The organism is Staphylococcus sp. GDY8P72P, assembly GCF_016890655.1.
GTDB lineage: Bacteria > Bacillota > Bacilli > Staphylococcales > Staphylococcaceae > Staphylococcus > Staphylococcus arlettae.
Map to the genome: position 1 here is coordinate 123329 of NZ_JAFEQJ010000020.1, position 22876 is coordinate 146204.

31 protein-coding genes and 1 riboswitch are annotated in these 22876 nt (G+C 31.5%); of the genes, 12 read left to right on the forward strand and 19 right to left on the reverse strand.

Translation table 11 applies throughout. The annotated features are described in order from the left end of the window. Positions 1–11 precede the first annotated feature (11 nt). Positions 12–848, forward strand: coding sequence for a polyprenyl-phosphate transporter PopT (gene popT, locus JVU85_RS09620; protein ID WP_031266508.1), 837 nt, complete (start codon positions 12–14; stop codon positions 846–848). Between the two features lie 181 nt (positions 849–1029). After that, positions 1030–2055 (forward strand): hemolysin family protein, encoded by a 1026-nt coding sequence (locus tag JVU85_RS09625; protein ID WP_002509385.1) that lies wholly within the window; start codon positions 1030–1032, stop codon positions 2053–2055. Between the two features lie 307 nt (positions 2056–2362). Here the strand turns inward: JVU85_RS09625 and JVU85_RS09630 are convergent, their stop codons facing one another. From JVU85_RS09630 to JVU85_RS09660, 7 genes are all read right to left on the reverse strand, one after another. Then, positions 2363–3175 carry a MetQ/NlpA family ABC transporter substrate-binding protein gene (locus JVU85_RS09630; RefSeq protein ID WP_002509386.1) on the reverse strand — a complete coding sequence of 271 codons (813 nt, stop codon included), beginning with the start codon at positions 3173–3175 and terminating at the stop codon, positions 2363–2365. A 20-nt stretch (positions 3176–3195) separates the two neighbouring features. Next, positions 3196–3891 (reverse strand): methionine ABC transporter permease, encoded by a 696-nt coding sequence (locus tag JVU85_RS09635; RefSeq protein WP_002509387.1) that lies wholly within the window; start codon positions 3889–3891, stop codon positions 3196–3198. Continuing rightward, positions 3884–4909 (reverse strand): methionine ABC transporter ATP-binding protein, encoded by a 1026-nt coding sequence (locus JVU85_RS09640; protein WP_002509388.1) that lies wholly within the window; start codon positions 4907–4909, stop codon positions 3884–3886. Before JVU85_RS09640 ends, JVU85_RS09635 begins: the two co-directional genes overlap by 8 nt. A gap of 78 nt (positions 4910–4987) precedes the next feature. Further along, positions 4988–5095, reverse strand: a riboswitch (SAM riboswitch). A gap of 55 nt (positions 5096–5150) precedes the next feature. Then, the gene (locus JVU85_RS09645; RefSeq protein WP_002509389.1) at positions 5151–5453 is read right to left on the reverse strand and encodes a thioredoxin family protein; all 303 of its coding nucleotides are present in this window, start codon (positions 5451–5453) and stop codon (positions 5151–5153) included. Beyond that, positions 5450–5842 carry a toprim domain-containing protein gene (locus JVU85_RS09650; RefSeq protein WP_002509390.1) on the reverse strand — a complete coding sequence of 131 codons (393 nt, stop codon included), beginning with the start codon at positions 5840–5842 and terminating at the stop codon, positions 5450–5452. Before JVU85_RS09650 ends, JVU85_RS09645 begins: the two co-directional genes overlap by 4 nt. Positions 5843–6091: 249 nt before the next feature. After that, positions 6092–6472, reverse strand: a complete 381-nt coding sequence (gene gcvH / locus JVU85_RS09655; RefSeq protein ID WP_002509391.1) for a glycine cleavage system protein GcvH — start codon at positions 6470–6472, stop codon at positions 6092–6094. Between the two features lie 181 nt (positions 6473–6653). Beyond that, a complete protein-coding gene (locus JVU85_RS09660; protein WP_002509392.1) occupies positions 6654–7007 on the reverse strand; it encodes an arsenate reductase family protein in 354 nt (117 codons plus the stop codon). 138 nt (positions 7008–7145) lie between these two features. On the opposite strand from JVU85_RS09660, the gene JVU85_RS09665 reads away from it, so the two are divergent. After that, a complete protein-coding gene (locus JVU85_RS09665; protein ID WP_002509393.1) occupies positions 7146–7466 on the forward strand; it encodes a thioredoxin family protein in 321 nt (106 codons plus the stop codon). 553 nt (positions 7467–8019) lie between these two features. Here the strand turns inward: JVU85_RS09665 and JVU85_RS09670 are convergent. Both JVU85_RS09670 and aroD read right to left on the reverse strand, forming a co-directional pair. After that, positions 8020–8559 (reverse strand): nitroreductase family protein, encoded by a 540-nt coding sequence (locus JVU85_RS09670; protein WP_002510426.1) that lies wholly within the window; start codon positions 8557–8559, stop codon positions 8020–8022. A gap of 65 nt (positions 8560–8624) precedes the next feature. After that, positions 8625–9344 carry a type I 3-dehydroquinate dehydratase gene (gene aroD, locus JVU85_RS09675; protein WP_002510425.1) on the reverse strand — a complete coding sequence of 240 codons (720 nt, stop codon included), beginning with the start codon at positions 9342–9344 and terminating at the stop codon, positions 8625–8627. 168 nt (positions 9345–9512) lie between these two features. Between aroD and JVU85_RS09680 the strand changes: the two genes are divergently transcribed. The 5 genes from JVU85_RS09680 to JVU85_RS09700 all read left to right on the forward strand — a co-directional run bounded on the left by JVU85_RS09680 (position 9513) and on the right by JVU85_RS09700 (position 13140). Beyond that, on the forward strand, positions 9513–9938 hold the full coding sequence (locus JVU85_RS09680) for an organic hydroperoxide resistance protein (RefSeq protein WP_002510424.1): 426 nt from the start codon (positions 9513–9515) through the stop codon (positions 9936–9938). A gap of 338 nt (positions 9939–10276) precedes the next feature. After that, complete coding sequence (locus tag JVU85_RS09685; RefSeq protein ID WP_204172370.1) at positions 10277–10801, forward strand: GNAT family N-acetyltransferase; 525 nt, start codon at positions 10277–10279, stop codon at positions 10799–10801. Between the two features lie 169 nt (positions 10802–10970). After that, positions 10971–11234: a hypothetical protein gene (locus tag JVU85_RS09690; protein WP_002510422.1), complete on the forward strand. Its 264-nt coding sequence runs from the start codon at positions 10971–10973 to the stop codon at positions 11232–11234. 166 nt (positions 11235–11400) lie between these two features. Then, the gene (locus JVU85_RS09695) at positions 11401–12696 is read left to right on the forward strand and encodes a CitMHS family transporter (RefSeq protein WP_002510421.1); all 1296 of its coding nucleotides are present in this window, start codon (positions 11401–11403) and stop codon (positions 12694–12696) included. Between the two features lie 207 nt (positions 12697–12903). After that, the gene (locus JVU85_RS09700) at positions 12904–13140 is read left to right on the forward strand and encodes a hypothetical protein (protein WP_021459109.1); all 237 of its coding nucleotides are present in this window, start codon (positions 12904–12906) and stop codon (positions 13138–13140) included. Between the two features lie 5 nt (positions 13141–13145). On the opposite strand, the gene JVU85_RS09705 is transcribed toward JVU85_RS09700, so the two are convergent. The 3 genes from JVU85_RS09705 to JVU85_RS09715 all read right to left on the reverse strand — a co-directional run bounded on the left by JVU85_RS09705 (position 13146) and on the right by JVU85_RS09715 (position 14348). After that, positions 13146–13355, reverse strand: coding sequence for a YozE family protein (locus tag JVU85_RS09705; RefSeq protein ID WP_002510419.1), 210 nt, complete (start codon positions 13353–13355; stop codon positions 13146–13148). Positions 13356–13618: 263 nt separating this feature from the next. Next, positions 13619–13825 carry a TM2 domain-containing protein gene (locus JVU85_RS09710; protein WP_002510418.1) on the reverse strand — a complete coding sequence of 69 codons (207 nt, stop codon included), beginning with the start codon at positions 13823–13825 and terminating at the stop codon, positions 13619–13621. A 25-nt stretch (positions 13826–13850) separates the two neighbouring features. Continuing rightward, on the reverse strand, positions 13851–14348 hold the full coding sequence (locus JVU85_RS09715; RefSeq protein WP_103388094.1) for a hypothetical protein: 498 nt from the start codon (positions 14346–14348) through the stop codon (positions 13851–13853). A gap of 183 nt (positions 14349–14531) precedes the next feature. Between JVU85_RS09715 and tsaT the strand changes: the two genes are divergently transcribed. Continuing rightward, positions 14532–14723, forward strand: coding sequence for a type II toxin-antitoxin system toxin TsaT (gene tsaT / locus JVU85_RS09720; protein ID WP_369946162.1), 192 nt, complete (start codon positions 14532–14534; stop codon positions 14721–14723). A 119-nt stretch (positions 14724–14842) separates the two neighbouring features. On the opposite strand, the gene JVU85_RS09725 is transcribed toward tsaT, so the two are convergent. Beyond that, on the reverse strand, positions 14843–15052 hold the full coding sequence (locus JVU85_RS09725; RefSeq protein WP_002510415.1) for a hypothetical protein: 210 nt from the start codon (positions 15050–15052) through the stop codon (positions 14843–14845). Between the two features lie 180 nt (positions 15053–15232). On the opposite strand from JVU85_RS09725, the gene JVU85_RS09730 reads away from it, so the two are divergent. Continuing rightward, complete coding sequence (locus JVU85_RS09730) at positions 15233–15481, forward strand: hypothetical protein (RefSeq protein ID WP_002510414.1); 249 nt, start codon at positions 15233–15235, stop codon at positions 15479–15481. Between the two features lie 635 nt (positions 15482–16116). Next, positions 16117–17079 carry an arsenic resistance protein gene (locus JVU85_RS09735; RefSeq protein WP_002510413.1) on the forward strand — a complete coding sequence of 321 codons (963 nt, stop codon included), beginning with the start codon at positions 16117–16119 and terminating at the stop codon, positions 17077–17079. A 174-nt stretch (positions 17080–17253) separates the two neighbouring features. Here JVU85_RS09735 and JVU85_RS09740 read toward each other — a convergent pair whose 3' ends face one another. From JVU85_RS09740 to JVU85_RS09755, 4 genes are all read right to left on the reverse strand, one after another. Continuing rightward, entirely contained in the window at positions 17254–17688 is a 435-nt protein-coding gene (locus tag JVU85_RS09740) for a GNAT family N-acetyltransferase (RefSeq protein WP_103388093.1), read from the reverse strand. A gap of 424 nt (positions 17689–18112) precedes the next feature. Beyond that, positions 18113–18544: a VOC family protein gene (locus JVU85_RS09745; RefSeq protein WP_002510411.1), complete on the reverse strand. Its 432-nt coding sequence runs from the start codon at positions 18542–18544 to the stop codon at positions 18113–18115. Positions 18545–18717: 173 nt separating this feature from the next. Then, entirely contained in the window at positions 18718–18918 is a 201-nt protein-coding gene (locus tag JVU85_RS09750; protein WP_002510410.1) for a cold-shock protein, read from the reverse strand. Positions 18919–19089: 171 nt separating this feature from the next. After that, entirely contained in the window at positions 19090–19902 is an 813-nt protein-coding gene (locus tag JVU85_RS09755; protein ID WP_002510409.1) for an oxidoreductase, read from the reverse strand. A gap of 590 nt (positions 19903–20492) precedes the next feature. Here JVU85_RS09755 and JVU85_RS09760 point away from each other — a divergent pair. Continuing rightward, a complete protein-coding gene (locus tag JVU85_RS09760) occupies positions 20493–20642 on the forward strand; it encodes a hypothetical protein (RefSeq protein ID WP_021459112.1) in 150 nt (49 codons plus the stop codon). Positions 20643–20933: 291 nt separating this feature from the next. On the opposite strand, the gene JVU85_RS09765 is transcribed toward JVU85_RS09760, so the two are convergent. Together JVU85_RS09765 and JVU85_RS09770 are read right to left on the reverse strand one after the other, a co-directional pair. Next, positions 20934–21404: a GNAT family N-acetyltransferase gene (locus JVU85_RS09765; protein ID WP_002510408.1), complete on the reverse strand. Its 471-nt coding sequence runs from the start codon at positions 21402–21404 to the stop codon at positions 20934–20936. 120 nt (positions 21405–21524) lie between these two features. Continuing rightward, positions 21525–22799, reverse strand: a complete 1275-nt coding sequence (locus tag JVU85_RS09770; protein ID WP_002510407.1) for a cation:dicarboxylate symporter family transporter — start codon at positions 22797–22799, stop codon at positions 21525–21527. Positions 22800–22876 lie beyond the last annotated feature (77 nt).

Sequence of the window (22876 nt, forward strand, 5' to 3'; positions counted from 1 at the left end):
GGGAACGAAATATGTCAAATATTAAATGGTCTAATATTTTTAAGGGGTTCGCAATGGGTACTTCTGATTTAGTCCCCGGTATTAGTGGTGGTACTATTGCTTTACTCTTAGGAATATATAATGATTTTATCCGTGCAATAAGTGGTTTGTTTTCCAAACATTTTGTAGCTAGTATTCGCTTTTTAATTCCGATTGGATTAGGTATGGTTTTAGCCATTGGTAGTTTAAGTAAATTGATTAATTACCTATTAAGTGAATTTCATATACCTACAATGTTCTTTTTCACTGGCTTAATCATTGGTATTATTCCTTTCTTATTGAAATCAGCAAACTTTAAAGCTACTTTTTCAATAAAACATTACTTACTATTAATATTAGGAATAGCAATTATACTTATTATATCGTCATTAAGTGGTGAAGAATCTGTTAACAATTCACATTTCACATTAGATTTTGGTCTTATTATTAAATATTTTCTTGCCGGAATGTGTGCCTCTAGCGCCATGCTGTTACCAGGAATTTCAGGTTCTTTTATGTTATTAGTATTCGGCGTTTATGGTACTATTATGTTTGCTATTTCTGAGTTTGTTTCATTCAATTTTGCTGCTATTCCACTCTTAATTACAGTAGGTTGTGGTGTCATTTTTGGCTTTATGTTCAGTAGTAAACTTATTCAATATTTACTCTCTCAACATACGATCACAACTTACGCATTAATTATCGGTTTAGTGATTGGTTCATTGTATGCGGTATTTCCTGGCATACCTACTCATGGTTTAGAATGGCTAATTTCATTAATCGTATTATGTATCGGAGTGTTTATTAGTCAAAAACTAAGCTCAGAATAATATTAATCTATCCCCTGTTGAAGTTTGCTTTAAGGTAATCTTTAACAGGGGTTTTAATTGTTTATTTTGCAACAAATAAAATTATGCTTTTTATTAGAATTGTGTCTTATTTTTTTATATAATAGTAAATCAATCTATAAAAAGATTGATCTATTATTATATTGGAGGAATTTATTAACCTTTGGGGACCTTATTTAGTTTACTTACGTTTATTTTACTGTTAGCACTTACGGCATTCTTTGTAGCTACAGAATTTGCAATTGTTAAAGTACGCACATCAAGAATCAATCAATTGGCTGAAGCTAATCATCGTCAAGCGATAGCTGCCAAAAAAGTTGTAACTCATCTCGATGAATACTTAGCAGCCTGTCAATTAGGAATTACAATTACTGCACTAGGAATCGGTATGGTTGGTGAATCTACTTTTGAATTTATCCTACATCCATTTTTCAGTTTGTTTGGTATGTCTGATACATTGATTCATGTCTTCACTTTAATTAGTGCCTTTGTTATAGCTACTTATTTACACGTAGTTATCGGTGAAATGGCACCAAAAACTATCGCAATTCAAAAAGCTGAACAAATCACATTATATATTGCAAAACCAATTATCATGTTTTACAAATTATTTTATCCATTCATATATATTCTTAACGGTTCTGCACGTATTATTTTGCGATTATTCGGAATGCAACCTGCGAAAGAAAGTGAAATTTACCATTCTGAAGAAGAATTAAAACTATTATTAAAAGAAAGTCACGATGGCGGAGAAATAACAAAAGGTGAATTGACACATATAAATAGAGCATTTGACTTTGACAATATGATCGTACAAGACGGCTATATACCTTTGTCACAAACAGCAACGTTCTCTTCAGATACACCATTGAGCGAGGCAAAAGCAATCATTAACGACTCTCATTATTCAAGATATCCTGTCTATGTCAATCAACCTGATAATATTATTGGCTATGTGCATGCTAAAGATTTATTAAACGAATCTGTGGAGTCATTATCAGAAATCACTCATGATATTTTAACAGTAGACCTATCTACCAAATGTCATACTGTGCTAGAACAAATGAAACAACTCCATGTCCACATTGCCTTAGTTAAATCATCAAACCAAATTCATGGCATTATTACTATGGAAAATATATTAGAAAATATAGTTGGCGATATTCAAGACGAACACGACCAACATTAATAAAGCTCGGGTAGCCAGGTACTTGATAGTTTAACTTACACTATAAGTATTCTGTGTTATCCGAGTTTTATTATATATAAATATAAGAATTTACAAGATTCACCCTTAGCGTTAGGGTTTTAGTGATTAATAAGACAACACAGAATTAAAGAAACCCTATATTGTTCTCCCATTTCAGCACTGCTCAGTGCTACCATTATTATACAGAGCACCAAGTTTAAATTTCAAATATTGTGTTTCAAAAAATATAATGTTACTACATAAAAACTGCCTCTTAACTTATTACGTTAAGAGGCGGTTTTTAAAATTATTTTGCAGGTTCAACTGAACCATTATATTCTTTCTTAATATAGTCTTTAATATCTTTAGAATTTAAAGCATCCATTAACGCTTTAATTTTCTCATCATCTTTGTGACCTTCTTTGACCGCAATTAAATTCGTGTATGGATTATCCTCAGGTTTTTCTAAAACAATTGAATCTTTTTTAGGATCTAACTTTTGATCAATTGCAAAGTTAGAATTGATAATAACGGCATCTGCTTTTTCATTTTGATAAATTTTCGGTAGATACTCAGCTGATTGTTTATTATTAAATTTAATATCTTTTTTGTTTTCTACGATATCATCAAATTTAGCATCTTCAATTTTAACACCGTCTTTAATTTTAACTAATCCAGCATCTACAAAGAATTTTAAGAAACGACCTTCTTCTGCAGGGTTGTTAGATACATATACTGTTGCGCCCTTCGGTAAATCTTTCAAATTCTTATACTTTTTAGAATATACAGCCATTGGTTCTAAATGTACATCACCTGCTGACTCAATTTTATATTTCTTAGATTTTTTCTCAGTTTCTAAATATGGTGTATGTTGGAAATAGTTAGCGTCCAATTCGCCTTTATCTAATAATTTATTAGGTGTTGTGTAATCATTGATAGTTTTAATTTCTAAATCATAACCTTTATCTTCTAACAATGGTTTTGCCTGTTCCAAGATTTCAGCATGTGGTGACGGTGACGCACCAACAGTTATTTTTTTATCTTTACCTTCACTATTACCACAAGCTGCCAATACTACAGATAAAACTAATACAAAAGCTAAACTAAGTATTTTTTTCATGTTTTTCTCCCCATTTCATGTTATCGTTTGTCTAATTTATTTGTAGCCCAATCACCAATGAATTGAATAATGAACACAATAATTAAAATTAAAATTGTCGAAACTAAAATGACATCATTTTGATTTCGTGTAAAACCAGTTAAATATGCAAGGTTCCCTAATCCACCTGCACCTATAACACCTGCAATTGCCGTAGAACCTACTAAGGCGATTGCTGTAACTGTAATTCCTGATACTAACGCTGGCATAGCTTCAGGTAACAATACTTTTCTTACTACTGTCCATGTATTGGCACCCATTGACCACGCCGCTTCAATTACACCTTTATCAATTTCTTTAAATGCGATTTCAACTAATCTAGCATAAAATGGAGCAGAACCAATAATTAATGCTGGTAAGGCACCTGTTGGTCCACTTATTGTACCTAAAATTAAACTAGTGAACGGTATAAGTAATAATATTAAAATGATGAAAGGAATTGCTCTGAATAAATTAACGACAAAAGAGACAATGCTATAAAAAATTCTAGCTGCTTTAGCGTCACTTTTAGCTGATAAAAAGAGCAACACTCCTAAAATAATACCAAAAATAAAAGCAAAAATAGTTGCTATCACTGTCATATATAACGTTTCATAAGTTGCTACCCACACTTGTGACCATTGTACATTGGGCATCGTAATCATTTCTTGGAGGATTTCACTAAATGAACTAGTCATGACGTAACACCTCCACTGATACTTGTTGTTTTGCTAAATCACTGTTGAAATCTTCGAATTTTTCAGAATTTATATTCGGAAGATGTAACACTAAAAAGCCAATTGACCCACTTTTAGTATTTTTTATATTTGCTTCTAAAATATTTACGTCTATTTGATGCGCTCGCGTAATGTATGACACGATAGGTTCAGTAGTGTTATTACCAGTAAAATTCAATCTTACTATGTAATCATCTTTGCCAAAATGCTCTATGTCTGCAAATGCATCTTCAAAATCATCATTTAAGTCTTCTTTAACAAAGCGTTTCGTTACTTCATGTTTTGGATTTTCAAATACATTCGTCACAGATCCTTGTTCTATAACACTGCCATTTTCCATTACTGCGACTTCATCACAAATACGACGTATAACATGCATTTCATGAGTGATAATCACAATAGTTAAATTTCGCTGTTCTTTAATTTTAAGTAATAAATCTAAAATTTCATCTGTAGTCTGTGGATCTAGTGCACTTGTCGCTTCATCACATAACAACACAGTCGGTTCGTTTGCTAAAGCACGTGCAATACCAACACGTTGTTTTTGACCACCAGATAATTCAGATGGGTATGCGTCCTCTCGTCCTTTTAATCCTACTAACTCAACAAGTTCTGCAGCCCGTTGTTTTGCTTCTTGCTTCGGTACCCCAGCAATTTCTAATGGGAATGTTATATTATTTAATACAGTACGTGACCATAATAAGTTGAAGTGTTGAAATATCATACTCACTTTTTGACGTTTTTTTCTTAAATCTTTTTTAGACAATTGTCCTATATTGTCACCATCGATTGTTACGTCACCTGAAGTTGGTTGTTCTAAATTGTTAAACAGTCGAACTAATGTACTTTTGCCCGCACCTGAAAAACCAATAACTCCAAAAATTGAGCCTGATTGAATACTTAAATCAACATGATCTACCGCAAGCACATCTTGCTTTTTCGTCTTATAACGCTTGACGATTTGATTTAACTCAATCATTGTTTGTCCTCCTTGTATTGCTTATAAATTAAAAAAATGCTTTCTCATCTTAAAAGATAGAGAAAGCAATAACACCCTCTCTCATCTTTTAAAGTTCGGTCGACTTTATGTGAATTGGCACCATTTCTATACTTAGACGGTTGCCGGGCTTCATAGGGCACATCCCTCCACCTCTCTCGATAAGAGTTACATTATTTAATTATTTTTAATCCTACCACTGCACTAATGATTCGTCAATATATTATTGCAAATTTTCTAAAAGATATGGCACAGATTGAAAAGCGTAAATACGCTTTATTTCCTTATCTTTAGACATTAGTTGTAACACAGGAACCGATTGTATTTCATTGTCCTGTGAATACTCAGGGTGAAAATTCAAATCAATTTTAGTAATTGGTAATTTTAAGATTTCATTTGCGATATCTAACATTCTTTCAGATATTTTACATGTACCGCAAGTTGGTGTATAACCAAAAACTAAATGTTTATCTTTATCAAAATGTTCACGTACATTTGCTACGTGTTGTTTTGTCGTTGCATTCATGTTAATAAACTTACCCTTTCAGCTATATAATCTAGTTTAGCTTTATTGATATGCTCTTCGTCTTTAACTACAAAGCCGTTTTTTTTCAATACTTTAGCTAAATATCGTTTTGGACATCTCGCAATTTCACAATACTGTTTATCCACTCTAACATGTTTACTTTCGCTTAAATAGTGTTTAAACCATCTACGAATCTTTTCTCCCTCATCGTCTGAATCAACTAAAATTGTAACTTGTTTATCGTACAAAGATTCCACCATTTCATCAATTTTATCAATACCCATAGTTCCATGAGTACAAATAATTTCAATTGGTTCATCAATTACTTGTTTAACTCTCTTTTTATCAGATTTGCCTTCAACAATGATAACTTTATTAAGAATCGTCATGACATCCACCTTCTAAAAGTTGATAATAAACTTATACTATATTTGGTTTTTCACAAAGACACGAGGTTATAAACATATTATAATTTTGTATCAATATTGTAAAAATGGCGTCTTTACTTGTCAAATTCATTGTTACAGCATTAATTTTCCATGATTTTAAGGGTTTATTAAATTTTGGTAAACTTTAGCGCCATAGATAAGTTAAAAACTCCAAGACAGTAAATATCATGGAGTTTAAAATCACTTATTCTATTCACCAATCATTTCAGAATATTGTTCAGCTGAAAGTAGTTCATTCAATTGATCTAAATCACTAACTTCAACTTTCACCATCCAAGCTTTTTCATATGGTGATTCATTTACAAATTCAGGGCTATCTTCTAATTCTTCATTTGCTTCTACTACTTTACCAGTAACAGGTGCATACAATTCAGAGACAGTTTTTACAGATTCAACACTGCCAAAAGTATCCCCCTCTTGGATGTCATCATCAACTTCTGGTAATTCAACAAATACAATATCACCTAATTCACTTTGCGCATATTCAGTGATACCAATTGTAACCGTATTTCCTTCAACTTTTATCCATTCATGTTCTTTTGAGTATTTTAATTCACTTGGTACTGCCACGAGAATCCCCTCCTATATGATTTTACATATTTATGATGCCATATGAATGTATGACTGGCAACTGTTTGCCTTTAATAATCAAAAATTTATGTTACTTTTACACAGCATCGTTAAGCGTTTTCATAAATTGATTTTGACTGCATTTTTGAAAACTTTAGCGATCGTTATAAAGTGAAGATCTTTATAACCATGTCGCTTTATACTCTTCTTCTTTGAAACCAACAGTTGCTTTATCGCCTAGCACAGCTAGTGGTCGTTTTACTAACATACCATCAGAAGCAAGTAAATCTAGCTTTTCATCATCAGAAAGCGTCCCTATTTTATCTTTTAAACCTAATTCGCGATATTTGGCACCATGTGTATTAAACATTTTGTTAATTTCAATGCCAGTACGTTCTAAAATATCTTTAAACTCATTTTTAGTTGGTGTATGTTGAACGATGTCGATAGGTTCATAACTCACACCGTACGATTGTAAAAATTTAGCAGCTTTTTTACATGTCGTACAATTAGGATATTGGTAAAATTTAATCATGTACTGTACCTCCTATACGTTGTTATCACTAATATAGCAGAATTACGATCAAAACGCTTCAATTTTTAAGCTAAAATTTTTATTTCCCTAGTTTTTTTAGTTATAATGTAATCAATTAATAATCAAAGGAGCGTTAATATGGAAACAATTAACTCAACAAGTAATTTTGATTCAACTATAAATAGTGATCAACCTGTCATTGTAAAATTCGAAGCAGGATGGTGTCCAGATTGTAAAGCAATGGATATGTGGATTGATCCTATTGTAGAAAAATACAATAATTATAATTGGTATACAGTCAATAGAGACGAACTAGAAGATGTTGCAGCAAATAATGACGTTATGGGTATTCCAAGTCTTTTAGTCTTCAAAAATGGTGAAAAACTTGCTCACCTACATTCAGCAAATGCTAAATCACCAGAACAAGTTGAGTCATTCTTAGCTGAAACATTTCAGTAATACAAAAACTAGCACATTAATTTGATATGCTAGCTTCAAAACGTAAACAAGCCCTTCACAGTAATTTGCGAAGGGCTTGTTTACGTTTTATTTATATAGTTTTTCAAAATAGTAATGATTTATGCCGACTCCTGCGGGAATAGCACTTGCCAAGACTATAGGCTAAGACAGTGCCCGCGGAAAGCGTGCATAAAAAAACTGCCAACAAACTCAGTAGCTTTGTCGGCAGTCTGGTGAGGCTAGGACAATATTGATTTGTTCTAGTCTCTTTTCATATTGGCAGTAGCTGTCTGCATTGAAAATGCGCTTCAAACCAAGCTTTTTTCAACGCTAGTCAGCCTTGCCGGGGTGGGACGACGAAATCATTTTTACAAAATCAGATTTCTGTCCCACTCCATGTGTTATTCGAAATCTCTTTTCATATTGGCAGTAGCTGTCTGCATTGAAAATGCGCTTCAAACCAAGCTTTTTTCAACGCTAGTCAGCCTTGCCGGGGTGGGACGACGAAATCATTTTTTCAAAATCAGATTTCTGTCCCACTCCCCTTTATAAATTAAAATTGTGTCATTATATTTTGAGTTTGACGTGGTGGATGATGCATTTCATCTTCCATATCTGTTAAATACATAAAACCGACTAAACTTTCATTATCTTTCACGCCGAAAACGTTTCTTATTTGTGGTAAAAAGATATATTGAGGTGTCTTCCAACACGTACCTATTTGCGCTTCATGTAGTAAAAGCATTAAATTTTGAGCAAAGGCACCAAAAGCCAAATAATTTTCCAAATTTTCTTTTTGGCGTGGATCTTCTTGTACAATTAATGCCAACATACCACCTAAATTTGTCACAGCATTATAGTGATCTTGCTGTTTATCGGGTTGGTGATGAAAAGCAATACGCGATACTTGCTTACTCATTTCACCTAATCTATTTTTAGCGATATGCACAACACGCCATGGCTGTCTCATACCATGATTAGGCGCATACGTAGATTGTTCAATCGCTTGGTATAATGCTTGATCATCAATCACCATATCTCTTTTAAACATTTTAATACTTCTTCTATTCGCGATTGCATCTTGTAATTCCATGAAACAACGCCCTTTCGTATTGATAATTATTTTCAATTATAAAATACTATCAGGGAATTTTCAAACTAGTTATAAAAATCTAACTGTTGACGCAACGTTGCTACGTGAATTTGTCCAGGTGCTTTTGGAGTGTCTATACAGCCATATGAAATTGTTCCACCAAACACGCCTTGCGCAGTACGTGAAACAATCCCTATTTTACCCATAGCAATGCCTACAACACGTTCATTTACTGAATCTGCTGTTACAGACATAGCATTTAATAAATTAGTGACATCTTCTTTCCCTTTAGGCATTACTGCTACCTTCAAGTAATCTGGAGCCAACAAATGCATTTTATAATACAAATGCTTTAACTCATCTAATTGTGGGGTTTGATCAAAGTCATGATAGGACAATACTACTTCTTTATTATTATTTTGCGCTAGATTGATTACTGTTGTTAATTCCTCAGGATTTTGCTTTTTATCAAATTCAAGATCAATAACGTCAAATGTTTCTTGTGTTATTAATGTGGTTAAATATTCAAGATATTCTTTTGACGCTAACGTTCCTAAACCACCTTGGTTGGCCGTACGATATGTCACTAATATTTGTTTATTTAACGCTAAGTCTTTTAGCTGTTGTAATACTGCACGTACTGTTGTTGTTTCTATTTGTTGCCATTGATCTATACGTAATTCAATTATATCGAAGTCCGATTGATATCGTTTTAAGTCTTCAATTGTAGCTGGTAATAATTCATTTTCCGGAGCAATGGTTACCGCTATTTTCACTTGTGCCATTATTCACACCTCTATTTTAGTTATTCTATTTAGCATTTATTGTATCTTAATCAATTCCATGAAAACAATAACTTTAATGAATTACTATTTTATCATTTTGAAATTGATGATTAGTTTTTATATTAAAGGGTATGCAAATTATATGATTTAATTTAGGAGGTAATAAATATGGCAGTTAATTATGAAACAAAAGCAACGAATACAGGTGGACGTAATGGACATGTCCACACAGATGATAAAGCAATTGATGTAGCAGTCATTCCACCAGCTCAAGCTGATGCTGAAAAAGGTACAAATCCTGAACAGCTATTTGCTGCAGGTTATGCATCTTGTTTTAATGGTGCTTTTGATTTAATTTTAAAACAAAACAAAGTTAGAGATGCCGAACCAGAAGTTACCTTAACTGTACGTTTAGAAGATGATCCAGAGGCAGAAAGTCCTAAGCTAAGCGTTGACATTGATGCAAAAGTTAAAAATGTTTTATCTCAAGCTGATGCTGAAAAATATTTACAAGACGCACATGAGTTTTGTCCATATTCTAAAGCAACAAAAGGCAACATTGATGTTAACTTAAATGTTGAAGTTGCTGACTAATTCAATTGGTTTTACTAATAGTCGAGAGCATGAAGGCGAAGTATTTACTTTGCTTCTGCTCTCGACTTTTTTTGCTTGATAATAGCTAAAATATCCTTCCTCCAAAAGCAATATAATGATTACAACATTAAAATACAAAGTCTATTTATTTATACAATTTTTTCAATATAAATAAGTAGATAATTTTTTTATATTGAAAAATTATAATAAACACACTTCTTTATTTTTTATATTTATTTATAAATAATATTGCCAACGCTTACACAATCATTTACTATTAATGTAATATCTTCAAAAAATTACGATTGTTCACAAAGTTTTATTAAAGGAGGAATTCAATGTTGCATACACGCATTTTATCTATTAACGATATTGATTTATATCAACAATTTTCATTGCAAGCTTTGCACAATAAGAGCAATGCATTTATTTGGGGCATTTATGATAATGAAATTGTTACAGCCCCCTATTTAAAAACAACGTTATCACCTCAAAATAAAAACTATATCGTATTTGGATTGTTTTCAAATCAATCTTTAATAGCAGTCAGTACAATGGCACACTTCCCAATACATGGTCTCGCACATAAAGCTTATTTGGAAAACATGTGCGTTACAGGTATTAATGCAGAAGAACGTAAAGAAAATGCCGCACTCCTCATAAACTATATTTTTAATACTTGTGAAGAAAAAAATATAGAGATAGTTATTGCTTCAGTTGCTTCTAATAATATTACAGCTAAGGTATTCTTTAGTGATTTAGACTTTGATGTGTTAGCAGTTGAACAACATGCACGTAAATATCATGACAAATATATCGATCAACATTGGCTCATATACTACTTAGATGGCACAATGTTATAAAAATATTTTTATGGTAAGTATGGACAGCACATGCCTTGTGGTTCATACTTTTTATTTTAATAATAAAAATGACTTGCAATACATAAAATAACAACATATTATTTTTATTACGTACTAAGTGGTAAATTAATATACTATAAATACCTAACATTCTGGGAGGTGGCATAATTTGAAATTCACAACAACTCTATTCTCTTTATTGTTGTCACTTATCACATTAACTATACCAATTATCATTTTAAGCACTATTTATGACAGCACAGCAATTGTAATTGCTGCCGGACTATTTTTAGTCGGGGTTTTACTATTTAATATTTACGCCCTATTACAAGGAGATCGTATTGCCAATATCTTTGCACTTATAGTGACTTGTATTGCTATAATTTTATCTGGGATTCCCGTAATTAAAACGTTCGTACTTAATTTTATTTAATCCTTACATAAACAATAGTTTTATTGACGACTTTAACATCAATAAAACTATTGTTTTTTCTTATATTGATTCATAATAAAATTTTATTATGAAATTTATGTATTTATTGTCTTTAATGAATTGAAAGCGCTATAATTATTTGAATAAGGGGGGGGAATTTAATACTATGAATTTAGCATTATTAGGATTCATTATGATTATTGTCTTTATGGTATTAATAATGACAAGAAAAATGTCAGCATTAATAGCATTAATTATCGTGCCAACTGTTTTCGCTTTAATCGGTGGATTTTACGCCGGTTTAGGGAAATATATGTTAGAGGGGATAGAAACAGTTGCACCGACAGGAATTATGTTAACATTTGCAATTTTATACTTTGGTGTCATGATTGACGCTGGATTATTCGAACCGGTCATCAATCAAATTATAAAAATAGTTAAAGGAGACCCAGTCAAAATAGCAATTGGTACAGTTATACTAGCCTCACTAGTAGCATTAGATGGTGACGGTACAACTACATTCATCATTACAGTTACAGCGATGATGCCACTTTATAAAAAAATTGGCATGAGTTTATATGTTTTATCCACGCTAGCGTTACTGTCAATTGGTGTAATGAACATGTTACCTTGGGGTGGTCCAACTGCACGTGCAATTTCCGCATTACATTTAAGTACTGAAGACGTCTTTATTCCTATTATGCCAGCTATGGCAGCGGGTATTCTTTTTGCTTTTGTAGTAGCTTATATTTTAGGTAAACGATCAAAAAGACATATTACTACTGCAACTGATATAGATATAGAAGATGTTAAAAAAGAAGAAACTAAAGAAGAAAGTTTACTTAAACGACCTAAAATGCTTATACCTAATGCCTTTTTAACAGTGTCATTAATCGTTTGTTTAGTAATGGAATTACTACCTATACCAGCACTTTTCATGGTCTGGTTTGGTGTTGCAATTTTAATTAACTATCCTAACTTAAGCATTCAAAATTCTGTAGTGAAAAAACACGCGGGTGACGTATTAGCTGTTATTAGTTTAGTATTTGCTTCTGGTATTTTTACAGGTATCATGGATGGAACTAAAATGGTAGATGAAATGGCAACTGCCTTAGTACATATTATTCCAGATGCAATGGGTAATCATTTCGCATTGATAACTGCAATTTTAAGTGGTCCATTTACTTACTTTATGGCTAATGATCCATTCTATTATGGTATTTTGCCAATTCTTGCAGAATCAGCAGAACAATTCGGTATTTCAAAAGTAGCAATGGCCAGAGCATCTGTTTTAGGTCAGCCATTACACGTTTTAAGTCCATTATATGCAGCTGGTTATTTACTAGTTGGTATGTTAGACATAGAATATGGAACTAACCAACGTATTGTTATTAAGTGGGCAATTGGCTCTAGCCTCTTCATGATTTTAATAGCTTGTCTATTCGGAATTATACCTTGGTAACAACGTTTGATTTTTAAAAACAAAAATATGACGTAGTATCGACATGATATTACGTCATATTTTTATGCATATAAACAATAATTTGTGGCTACTATCACACATATTTATCTTGTATAATTTCAACAAATTGAGCAAAATTTCGTTTTATACTCTTACATTGTGGGTAAAACTTAACGTCGGATTTACAATATTAAGGAGTGTTTGGAAATGAATCAACTTAATGGATGTAATTATGTTAATCCTTCACAACTTTCACTTGATTGGGAATGTTTTATTGTAAGTGAAAGCGAAATGCAATTGGATGGATTACCACATGAACTAATACAAACGTGGTTGGCTCAAGATATTATTGAACCTTTTTCAATTAGAAATAATGAAATTAATTTCAAAACTAAAGATATTTTGGATGCATTAAAAACACAGAATTGGTATTACACAAGTTAGAATAATCACTTATAATTTAAGCGATATAAACTTAATGCTCTGTTTGCAGACTCTAACATCTCATGATCAATGTAGTGATTATGGAAGTAAGTACGTAAAGTCGCATGGCACGTTTCATTTTTAGGAAAGTCTTTGTCACGTCGTACATTATTGGCTAGACTACCTAATGGTGTATCATCTTCAATAAAACTAATAACAAAATCATAAAATGTCATAAGCATCAACCTCGACTTTATATATTTTAATAGCGCTTTCATTATGTGTGTAATGCCTTTTTTTTAATCATATCAAATTTCAAAGTTTTGTCTACACGTCACTTTGATTTATACAACGTCTATATAGCTTGGAATTCAAGCTATGTCAATGTTTAACAACAAATGTTAAATTTTTATATTTTTTTTAACTTTTTGTAAATAAAAAAGATGACAAACTTTTAAAATTCCTAAGTTTGCCATCTTTTTTATTTATAATATTTAATTTATACTAAAATATTGCCATGCTGGTCAGCAGGTTTGAAAATTGCTAAAATGCCGCCAATAATTGCTATAATTTGAGGAATCCCTGTCCAACAAAACACAAGATATAATAGCCCCATACCCGTTTTACGAGCATAAAATTTATGAACACCAAAACCGCCTAAAAATAAGGCTAAAACAATATAAATCACTTTGTTAACTTCATTCATTATTTCGTTTCCTCCTTTTTAAAGATTATTTTAATCCAGCAAACTTTTGCTCAAAAAAGCGTAATTCTAATTTTAAAAGTGCCGTATATTGATCTGTCATAATCTTGTCACTCAACTCTATTGCTTTAGATACAATATAGTGACATAGTTCATAATCATCTTCGGGTTTATTAAAATAATCTTTTACATATTCAATCAATTTAGTTTCTTCAATCAATACTAACGCACGACCATAAGTCGTATCAATTTTTCCTCGTTGAAAAATTGGTTCCAAATAATCTTTTAATTGCTTTACTGAATCAAATCTATCAAATGCACTACTAATATTGCTGTTTACTTTACCTGCAATTTCATTCAAACGCTCCGCTTCACGTGATTTGCTAGGTGACAGTGATTCTCTAATTTTTGTTTTTTGGTCTACAATACGTCGTTCTATGTCTTGTAACGCCTCATCAGATATATTAGAATTTGGTGATTCAAGCTGCTCAATATCATGTTCGATGGCAGATATTGTATTATGCATAGACATTCCCCCATTCACCGCTTCTTATATTATTCACCTTTATTAGTAAATTAAAACGTAGACAAGAGTTAATCGTAAAAATATCTATTGCTCTTACTAAATAAATGCTAAAATCAATATAATACAATTATCATCATTCTTATAATTAACAATTATTTAAAGTTTAAGGAAAATTAAGGGGGGGTGACACTCTTGAATTTACATTTCGCAATAGTATTTTGGTTATCTTGTATATTTTTATTATCCGGCATTCTTTCTTTATTTCTTTATAAAAAAAAGAAAGCATATCAAGAATCATTATTAGGTTTAACTGTCATGCTAATCTTTTTAGGGATTGCAGGCATCTTAGTCAGTGTTGTTTTAACTATATTTTAAAGCATTAGTAAGTAACTATAACAATGTAAAGACACTAACAACAACTTAGTCAGTAAGTGTCTTTACACAATCAATATAACGTTTTAGCGATATTGTAAGTACTAGTGTAAATAGAACTATTAATCAGTAAGAAAGTGATAAATTACTAACATTATAAATGCTAATATAAAATGATAACAAAAACGTTTAACCGCACTTCGCTTTTCTGTTTTTCTATCAGCTGAAGATTGATTTTTATGTTCATATAACTGTGTATTAACAAATAAAAATGGTAACGTAGCCAAAATGGCAAACACCAAACTTAAAACAAATATGATTACCAAATTCATGATTTCATCCTTTCAATGCAATCTATAGTTTAATAGTGTTATTCCCTTTTTGAATATTTTAATACCTACCATGTTCTAAATATCTACTTTTCAGTCACTAGCACTTTTACACTACACACTTCTATATTATTATGTTTTATACTGATGATAATTCACTAAAAAATGAAAGGTTGTACCTAAATGTATTTACAAAATTATCCTTTATGGCAAGTGATCAATAATAGTAACAAGCACTTTATGATTCAAGAAGATAAAACTTCTTTATCTATTGTTAGCCCTATAAATGAGTATGCATTTGGTATATTAAATCAATTGCATTTCACAACAGAAAATAACGAGATTCAACAAATAACACTCGAAAATAATAGTACAGAATTACATATCTCATATGATTTGGCACAACGTACGATCACCATTAATGATGCATAATGCCAATAATAAGTTGTGCATCATTCAATTACGCTTCCTAACTGTTGTCTAATTTTAAATTTCGTACAATTAAGCATTGTTTTTTATAATATAGGGACTGCAACACAAAAATGTATAACTTCCACATATACTATAAGTACATTGTTACACAAAGGAGGTTGTACAAATGAATTGGGCAGAAATTGTTAATGGTGTTATCCAAGTTGTGAAAGCTATTGTAGATGCATTTGCATAATTAATCTAAGTATTAACATTGGTGAAGTAAGCTTAAATTGCTTACTTCACCTTTTTTATTTCTTTGACATTTAACTTGAGTGAAACGGGTACAGTTAACTAACGAATAAAATCCAGTTATAACTATATTAGGGACGTGAAAACAATGAAATATTTAAAACATATTCTACTAATTGTCACTGGTCTCATCGTAGTACGCGCACTGTTGTTAAATGTAAACGAACAAAATGAAGGGAAAATCGAAAATAAAGTCAATATTGAAGCCAAAAAATAGAACTATTTTAGCCTCCTAATCAATCTATATTTACTTTGGAACGGTTTAAGCGCATAGCACATTAATTGTGCTATGCACTTCTTTGTATGATACGATTAATTTAAGTAAATTGAGGAGCAGAAAAGTTATGCACCACATTAAAGATTCACTAGAAAACAACCAAATTTATATTTATTTTATTTCTATTATTATCGCAATTATTTTAGGTTTAAGCTCTGTCGAAATTGGCCAGCTATTGGAGTCATGGATTACGTTATTGCTCGCCATTTTAATGTTTTCTATGTTTACACAAATTCCTTTTACAAAATTAAAGCAAGCGTTAAACCATACAAAATTCATTGGCGTGTTACTACTTACTAATTTTGTAGCAATTCCAATTCTAGTTTTCATCTTAATCCAGCTATTTCAAATAGAAACTAAACCACTAGAGCTAGGTATTTATTTAGTATTGCTTACACCTTGTATTGATTATGTCATTGTATTTACTCATCTTGGTAAGGGAGATGCTTCACTCATAACTATAGCAACGCCGATATTATTAATTGTTCAAATGTTATTACTGCCTATATACTTAACACTGATGTTAGATTACCCCTTGCAAGAGCTAATCGTATTTGAACCTTTTGTCACATCTTTCGTAGTCATCATAGTGGTACCGTTATGCTTAGCGATATTATTACAATATTTTAGTAAGTGGCAACCGTTAATACTTCGTACGCAACAACTAACATCATGGCTTCCAGTACCTATGATGTCATTGGTTTTAATTGCAGTTATCAGCTCTCAAATCAATAAAGTTTTAGCTTCCGCAGAAATAGTATTCACAGTAATTCCGATTTACGTCTGTTTTTTATTATGCGCACCTATTTTAGCACTATTGACTGGAAAACTTTTTGGCTTATCTATTATTGAACAACGTACTTTGACATTTAGTACGAGTACCCGAAATTCACTTGTAGTATTACCGCTTGCCTTAGCATTACCGAGTGAAATAGCGCTCATTACCTCAACGGTTATCATTACCCAGACGATAATTGAACTTATTGGCGAATTAGTTTATATTCGAGTGTTCCCTAAAGTGATTAACTAACGTCATTATAGATCATTAAAATAAGCGTGGCATATAGCTTTAATGTTATATACCACGCTTATGTCATTTAAAATTTGCATTGAAAACATGCTTTGTTAATGTTGTATACCTTTGTCACTTACTAAGATAGCACAGCGCAGTATTAGTTATAATTGACATAATAACCACGCCATATTATAGCTTTAATTCCATATCGTAGTGTGGTATACCATCTTCTAAATATTCTTCTGAAACGATTTGAAAACCAAACGAAGTATAAAATGCTTTCAAATAAGTTTGCCCCGCTATTTTAATTATTTCTTGTGGATACCTTATATTAATTTCATTGATTGTTTGGCTGACGATTTGTCGACCAATATCTTGTCCTCGATATTGTTGGTTTACCAAAACACGGCCAAAATGTACAGCGTCATCTTGTTTATATATTCGTGTATATGCAACAATTGTTTCCCCATTTTTATAAAAAACATGTAGTGCTTGTTTATCAATACTATCTACTTCTTGATAACTGCATTGTTGTTCGACTACAAAAACATTAATTCGTTCACATATAATATTAAATAGTTCATCTTTTGATAACATCTCATATGATTTTACATGCAATTCCATCATTATTCCCCTATCTCGTTAATTTAACATGCGGTAACTTAATATAAGTTTAGCAGTTTTCCATGTTTGATTTCATTGTTTTAGCAAAATCTTGTTCATTATTATCACTAGTCTATCCCAACTGTACAATGACATTATCTTTGTCTTGCTGTAATTACGTTGGCTAAGATTATATGCAGCAAATAAGTGCGTAATTTGAATGGTAAATTTTGACCATATTGCATCATTTGAGCGTGTGCCCTCATATTTATCTAATAATCGGATTAAATCTTCAATCAATGCTGTTTCACTTAGAAAATGACTAATAACAGAGTAGAACAATCCTCGCAATTTTATTTTGCGAGGATTGTTCTATTCTGTTATTAACTTAAATTTAAAATGTACTATTTATTATATTTTTCATATTCAACATACAAATGTAGCATTAGTGTTGACCATGTAACATCCATTTCACATTGTATTTGTCAGTAAAAACAGCCATTTTACCACCCCAAAATTGTTCTGCTAATGGCATGGCTACCTCAATAGATTCATGTTGACTTACACGTTCATATAAGGCTTCTACTTCTCTCGTATCCGCTTCATTATTAAGATCATAATCAATTAATAAAGCAATACTATCATTAATCTTTGAATTCCCTCCAAACGCATCTGAAGCTAAGACAGTAGTACCAGCAATTTTAAATTCAGCATGCATAGTTGCATTTTCTGCTTCTGTTTCTGCAAGACCAAAATTGCTCGCTTGATTAGCATCTACAGGTAGACGTTGGATATCTGTAGCACCAAAAACTGCTTCGTAATATGCTAAGGCTTCTTTAGTGTTATCAAATGTTAAATACGGTATTAATGAACTCATATTAATGTCCTCCAGAGCTATAGAATTAAATTTTTATCAACTTAAATACATAATATGTTGCTATTAAGGATGATGTAATTTTCTTGTTTTATGGTCATCCTGTTAAATAACTTACCCAGCTCATAACACAAAAAAACACTTATCCGGAGATAAGTGTTTTAAAAGCTATTAAATTATAATTTAATAACGTTAGCAGCTTGGTCGCCTCTGTCGCCATTAACGATTTCGAATTCTACTGCTTGTCCTTCTTCTAATGATTTGTAACCTTCTTCAGAAATAGCTGAGAAATGTACGAATACATCGTTACCATCTTCTCTTTCGATGAAGCCAAATCCTTTTTCTGCGTTAAACCATTTTACTGTACCTTTATTCATAAAAAATACCTCCTTGTGCTTTTGCACAAAATATTTGTAATCGTTCAATAACACATAGGAGTAAAATTCTTACGAATAAAACTACATACATATATAACGAACTCGAATTACTTATCTTTAGTATACAGTATTTGTAGGACATGTCAAACAACTGTTTACCTTTTCGAAAAATTAACTAAATTTTTTCAATAACACATCAAATATTTTAGTTGGTAAAACAGCATGTAAAAAAACTAATGGTTTTGCTGCAAATCCAACTAGATAATGCGCTTTGCTTTTTTTACTTTCAATTGACTTCACTATATACTTTGCAATAACTGCCGGATCAGACATCATATCTTTCTCATATCGTTTTCGTAAACCTTGAGCAATTTTTGTCGCAGTCACTTCATAAGCGCCACCACGTGCTGAACGCTCTAAATTATCTGCAGAGATGAGTGCCCAATCTGTTTTAACAGAACCTGGTTCTATAAGTACAACGTCTATTCCAAAATCAGAAACTTCTAACCGTAAACTACCACTAAATCCTTCTAAAGCATACTTTGTAGCACTATACCAACCACCTAAATAAGCTGGAATCTTTCCGGACATTGAAGAAATATTGATAATCTTTCCGTAACGTTGTTGGCGCATATATGGTAGTACTAATTTAATCAGCTTAGCAACAGCAAATAGATTCACTTCAAATTGTCTTTTTGCTTCCTCTTCCTCTACATCTTCAATTGCTCCAAACGAACCATACCCTGCGTTATTAATTAACACATCTATACGATGTTCTTTTTCAATTAATGTATCAATCGTATTGTGTATCGAGTCATTATTTGTAACATCTAATTTAATTGGTGTGACGCCGAATTTTTCTAATACTTTCATCGCTTCGACACGACGCGCAGCACCATAAACTTTATACCCCTTTTGCGCAAGTAATTTGGCAGTTTCAAATCCTATACCACTACTTGCACCAGTTATTAATACTACTTTCATTTTATAATCATCCTTTATAGTTGTTACATCCCATTTTAATAACTTAATAATAAATCTTTCATGGATGCATTATAGCATTTGCATATAATTCAGTCGCATTATAACCCTACTGTAAAATAATTTTAATATTATGTTATAACTCACCCAAGTTATATTCTTTGTGCCACTAATTTTTAAGCTTCCTTTATTACAGTATTGTAAAGATCATTACAGCAATACAAAATTACAAAATCCACTAGCAACATCAATAAATATACGGTACAATACAATTACTATTTTAATTATTAATAAAAATAGCTGTTTTTTATAGAGAATTATTCTGAATTATGTTTATGTTACTTTCACAGTGGAATAATAGTACTTACGATACATATTTATATCGCTTACATAAATCATTAAAATAATTGTTCGATATCTAGCTCAAATGTATAATACAAATTATAAAATAATAAATTATCCAAAAGTTATATTGTAAATAACACTCTATAACAAGTCATTACTAAATTGTCTTATATATTAATAAAACCTCACATTGATATAGAGCTAAAAGCTTTTGTATAAGTTATTGTTAAAAACAAAGGTGGAAAATTATGAAAAAGTACGTATTAATTGGTATTGTCTCAATATTAAGTTTTTTAGGATTTCGCTTTTTAGTTGCTAATCCATCAACAGAATTTGACGAATTTGAAGGAGTAGATCACGAAGAGGCAGATGAAGATCGCTCAGATGATCAATTTTAGTCTAATAAATCACGTATCATTTTAACTGGTGTAACTCGTTGTACGAAAGTGTTACACCAGTTTTTGTTCGTACCATAATAGGTCTAACAACATAAAAAAGCCACAGTTAAGTGGCGCTGCAAATTGAATCATAAATTATTATTATTACTCTATAGGTGTTGTTAATCACATACCACCTATTGTTCTATATCAAACCATTACATGAATAACATTAAATATAAAAAAGAGAAAAAGCATGTATTCGTAACTGCACTGTTGATTTACGGATACATGCTTTGTTATTTATTACGTTTAATTTGCTTGTTGATCATCTTCAGCTAATTCTAGCGTCATAGACGTAGGATTGTTGAAAAAGCCAATTTTTGAATATAAATGCGCACCATCACTTGATGCTTTTAAGTTCACTACGTTAACATCTAACATCTTACATTGCTTTATTAATTGGTCGATAACTTGCTTTCCTAGTCCTAAACCTCTATATGCTTGTTTCGTATATACATTTGTTATATAACCTTCTTGACCAGTGTAATTATCATATGCTGGTGGAATTTGTTGAATAACCACAGCGCCTGTAGATACAATTTCTCCATTATCTATTAAAAATATTTGATATATATGTTCCTTCTCAAACACTTCTTCGAAATATTGTTTCATATTATCATCAATATTGACCGTTGGTAACATACCTTGATCTAATAATTGAGCTTTTCTTAATTCAATAATTGTTTCTATATCATTTTTATTTGCGATTCTCATCTCCATTTTTAAATTGCTCCTTTTTTAAAGAAATATCAGCACATAAATTTACTATAAAAAGTAGCAATTATCAACTGTTTAACACAAAAAAAGACGACATTTTCGTCGTCTTTTTCACAGCTTAAATTAAATCGTTTTCAAATATTCTTGACCTTCTTTTTTATCGTAAACGCCTTCAGTCTTAGCAATATAGATAGACGCTACAGAGTTACCTAATACATTTACACAAGTACGTAACATTTCTAAAATACGGTCTACGCCAATAATTAGTGCAAGGCCTTGAGGATTTAATCCTACTGAACCCAATGTTGTTAATAATACAACGATTGAAGCTCCAGGCACACCTGCCATACCTTTTGAAGTTAACATTAACGTAACCATTAAAATAATTTGTTCTGGTATGCTTAAATCTACACCATATAATTGCGCTACGAATAGAGCTGCAATTGATTGATACATAGCAGCACCATCTAGGTTAAAGGAATAACCTGTAGGCAATACAAATGATGCGATATCTCTTGGCACACCGAAACGTTCCATTTTTCTCATAACTGTAGGTAGTACAGCTTCAGAACTTGCAGTTGAAAATGCTAACATTAAATCATTTTTCAATAATTTAATAATTTGTGTGATTTTAACACCACAAATTCTAGACACAATGCCTAATACTACAAATATAAAGAAGAACATAGCTACTACTACAGTTAGGCATAATTTGAATAAAGGAATTAGCGCTGATAAGCCAAATGTAATGATTGTTGTTGTAATAAATGCAAATACAGCTAATGGCGCTAATAATAATACTTTACCAATCATCCAGAATACTGCCTCTAATACACCGCCTAAAAAGTCTTTTACAGGAGCTGCTTTTTCGCCAATTGCAGCTAAAGCAAGACCAAAGAATACTGAGAAGAAAATTATAGGTAATAACTCTCCTGTTGCAAGCGCATCAAAAATATTCGTAGGTATAATGTTTACAATTGTATCGATTAGATGGTTTCCATATGTAGTTTCTTCTGCACCTTTCGCAGTTTCTTCATATTTAGAAATATCACCTTTAGGTAACAAATCTGGATTTAGTCCTGTACCAGGTTTAAATAAATTACCAAACACAAGTCCCATAAATATAGCAAAACTTGTCATAATAACAAAATATAGTAAAGTCTTTCCACCATAACGTCCAATCGTTTTTGTATCACCAACATTAGAAATAGATAATGCTAATGAACAAAATACAATCGGCACAACGATCATTTTAATTAAATTTATAAATACATCTCCGATAGGTTGTATGTAATTAATTACGTCCTTATTTCCATGTAATATACTGCCAAGAATAACCCCAAGTACCAAAGCAATAACTATTTGCATTGGTAAACTTATTTTCTTAAATAGTCGCACTATTTAACCCCCTTTTTCTTGCTTACAAATAACAAACAAAATGAAAAAACCAAAAGATGCAATAAATATACATCCCT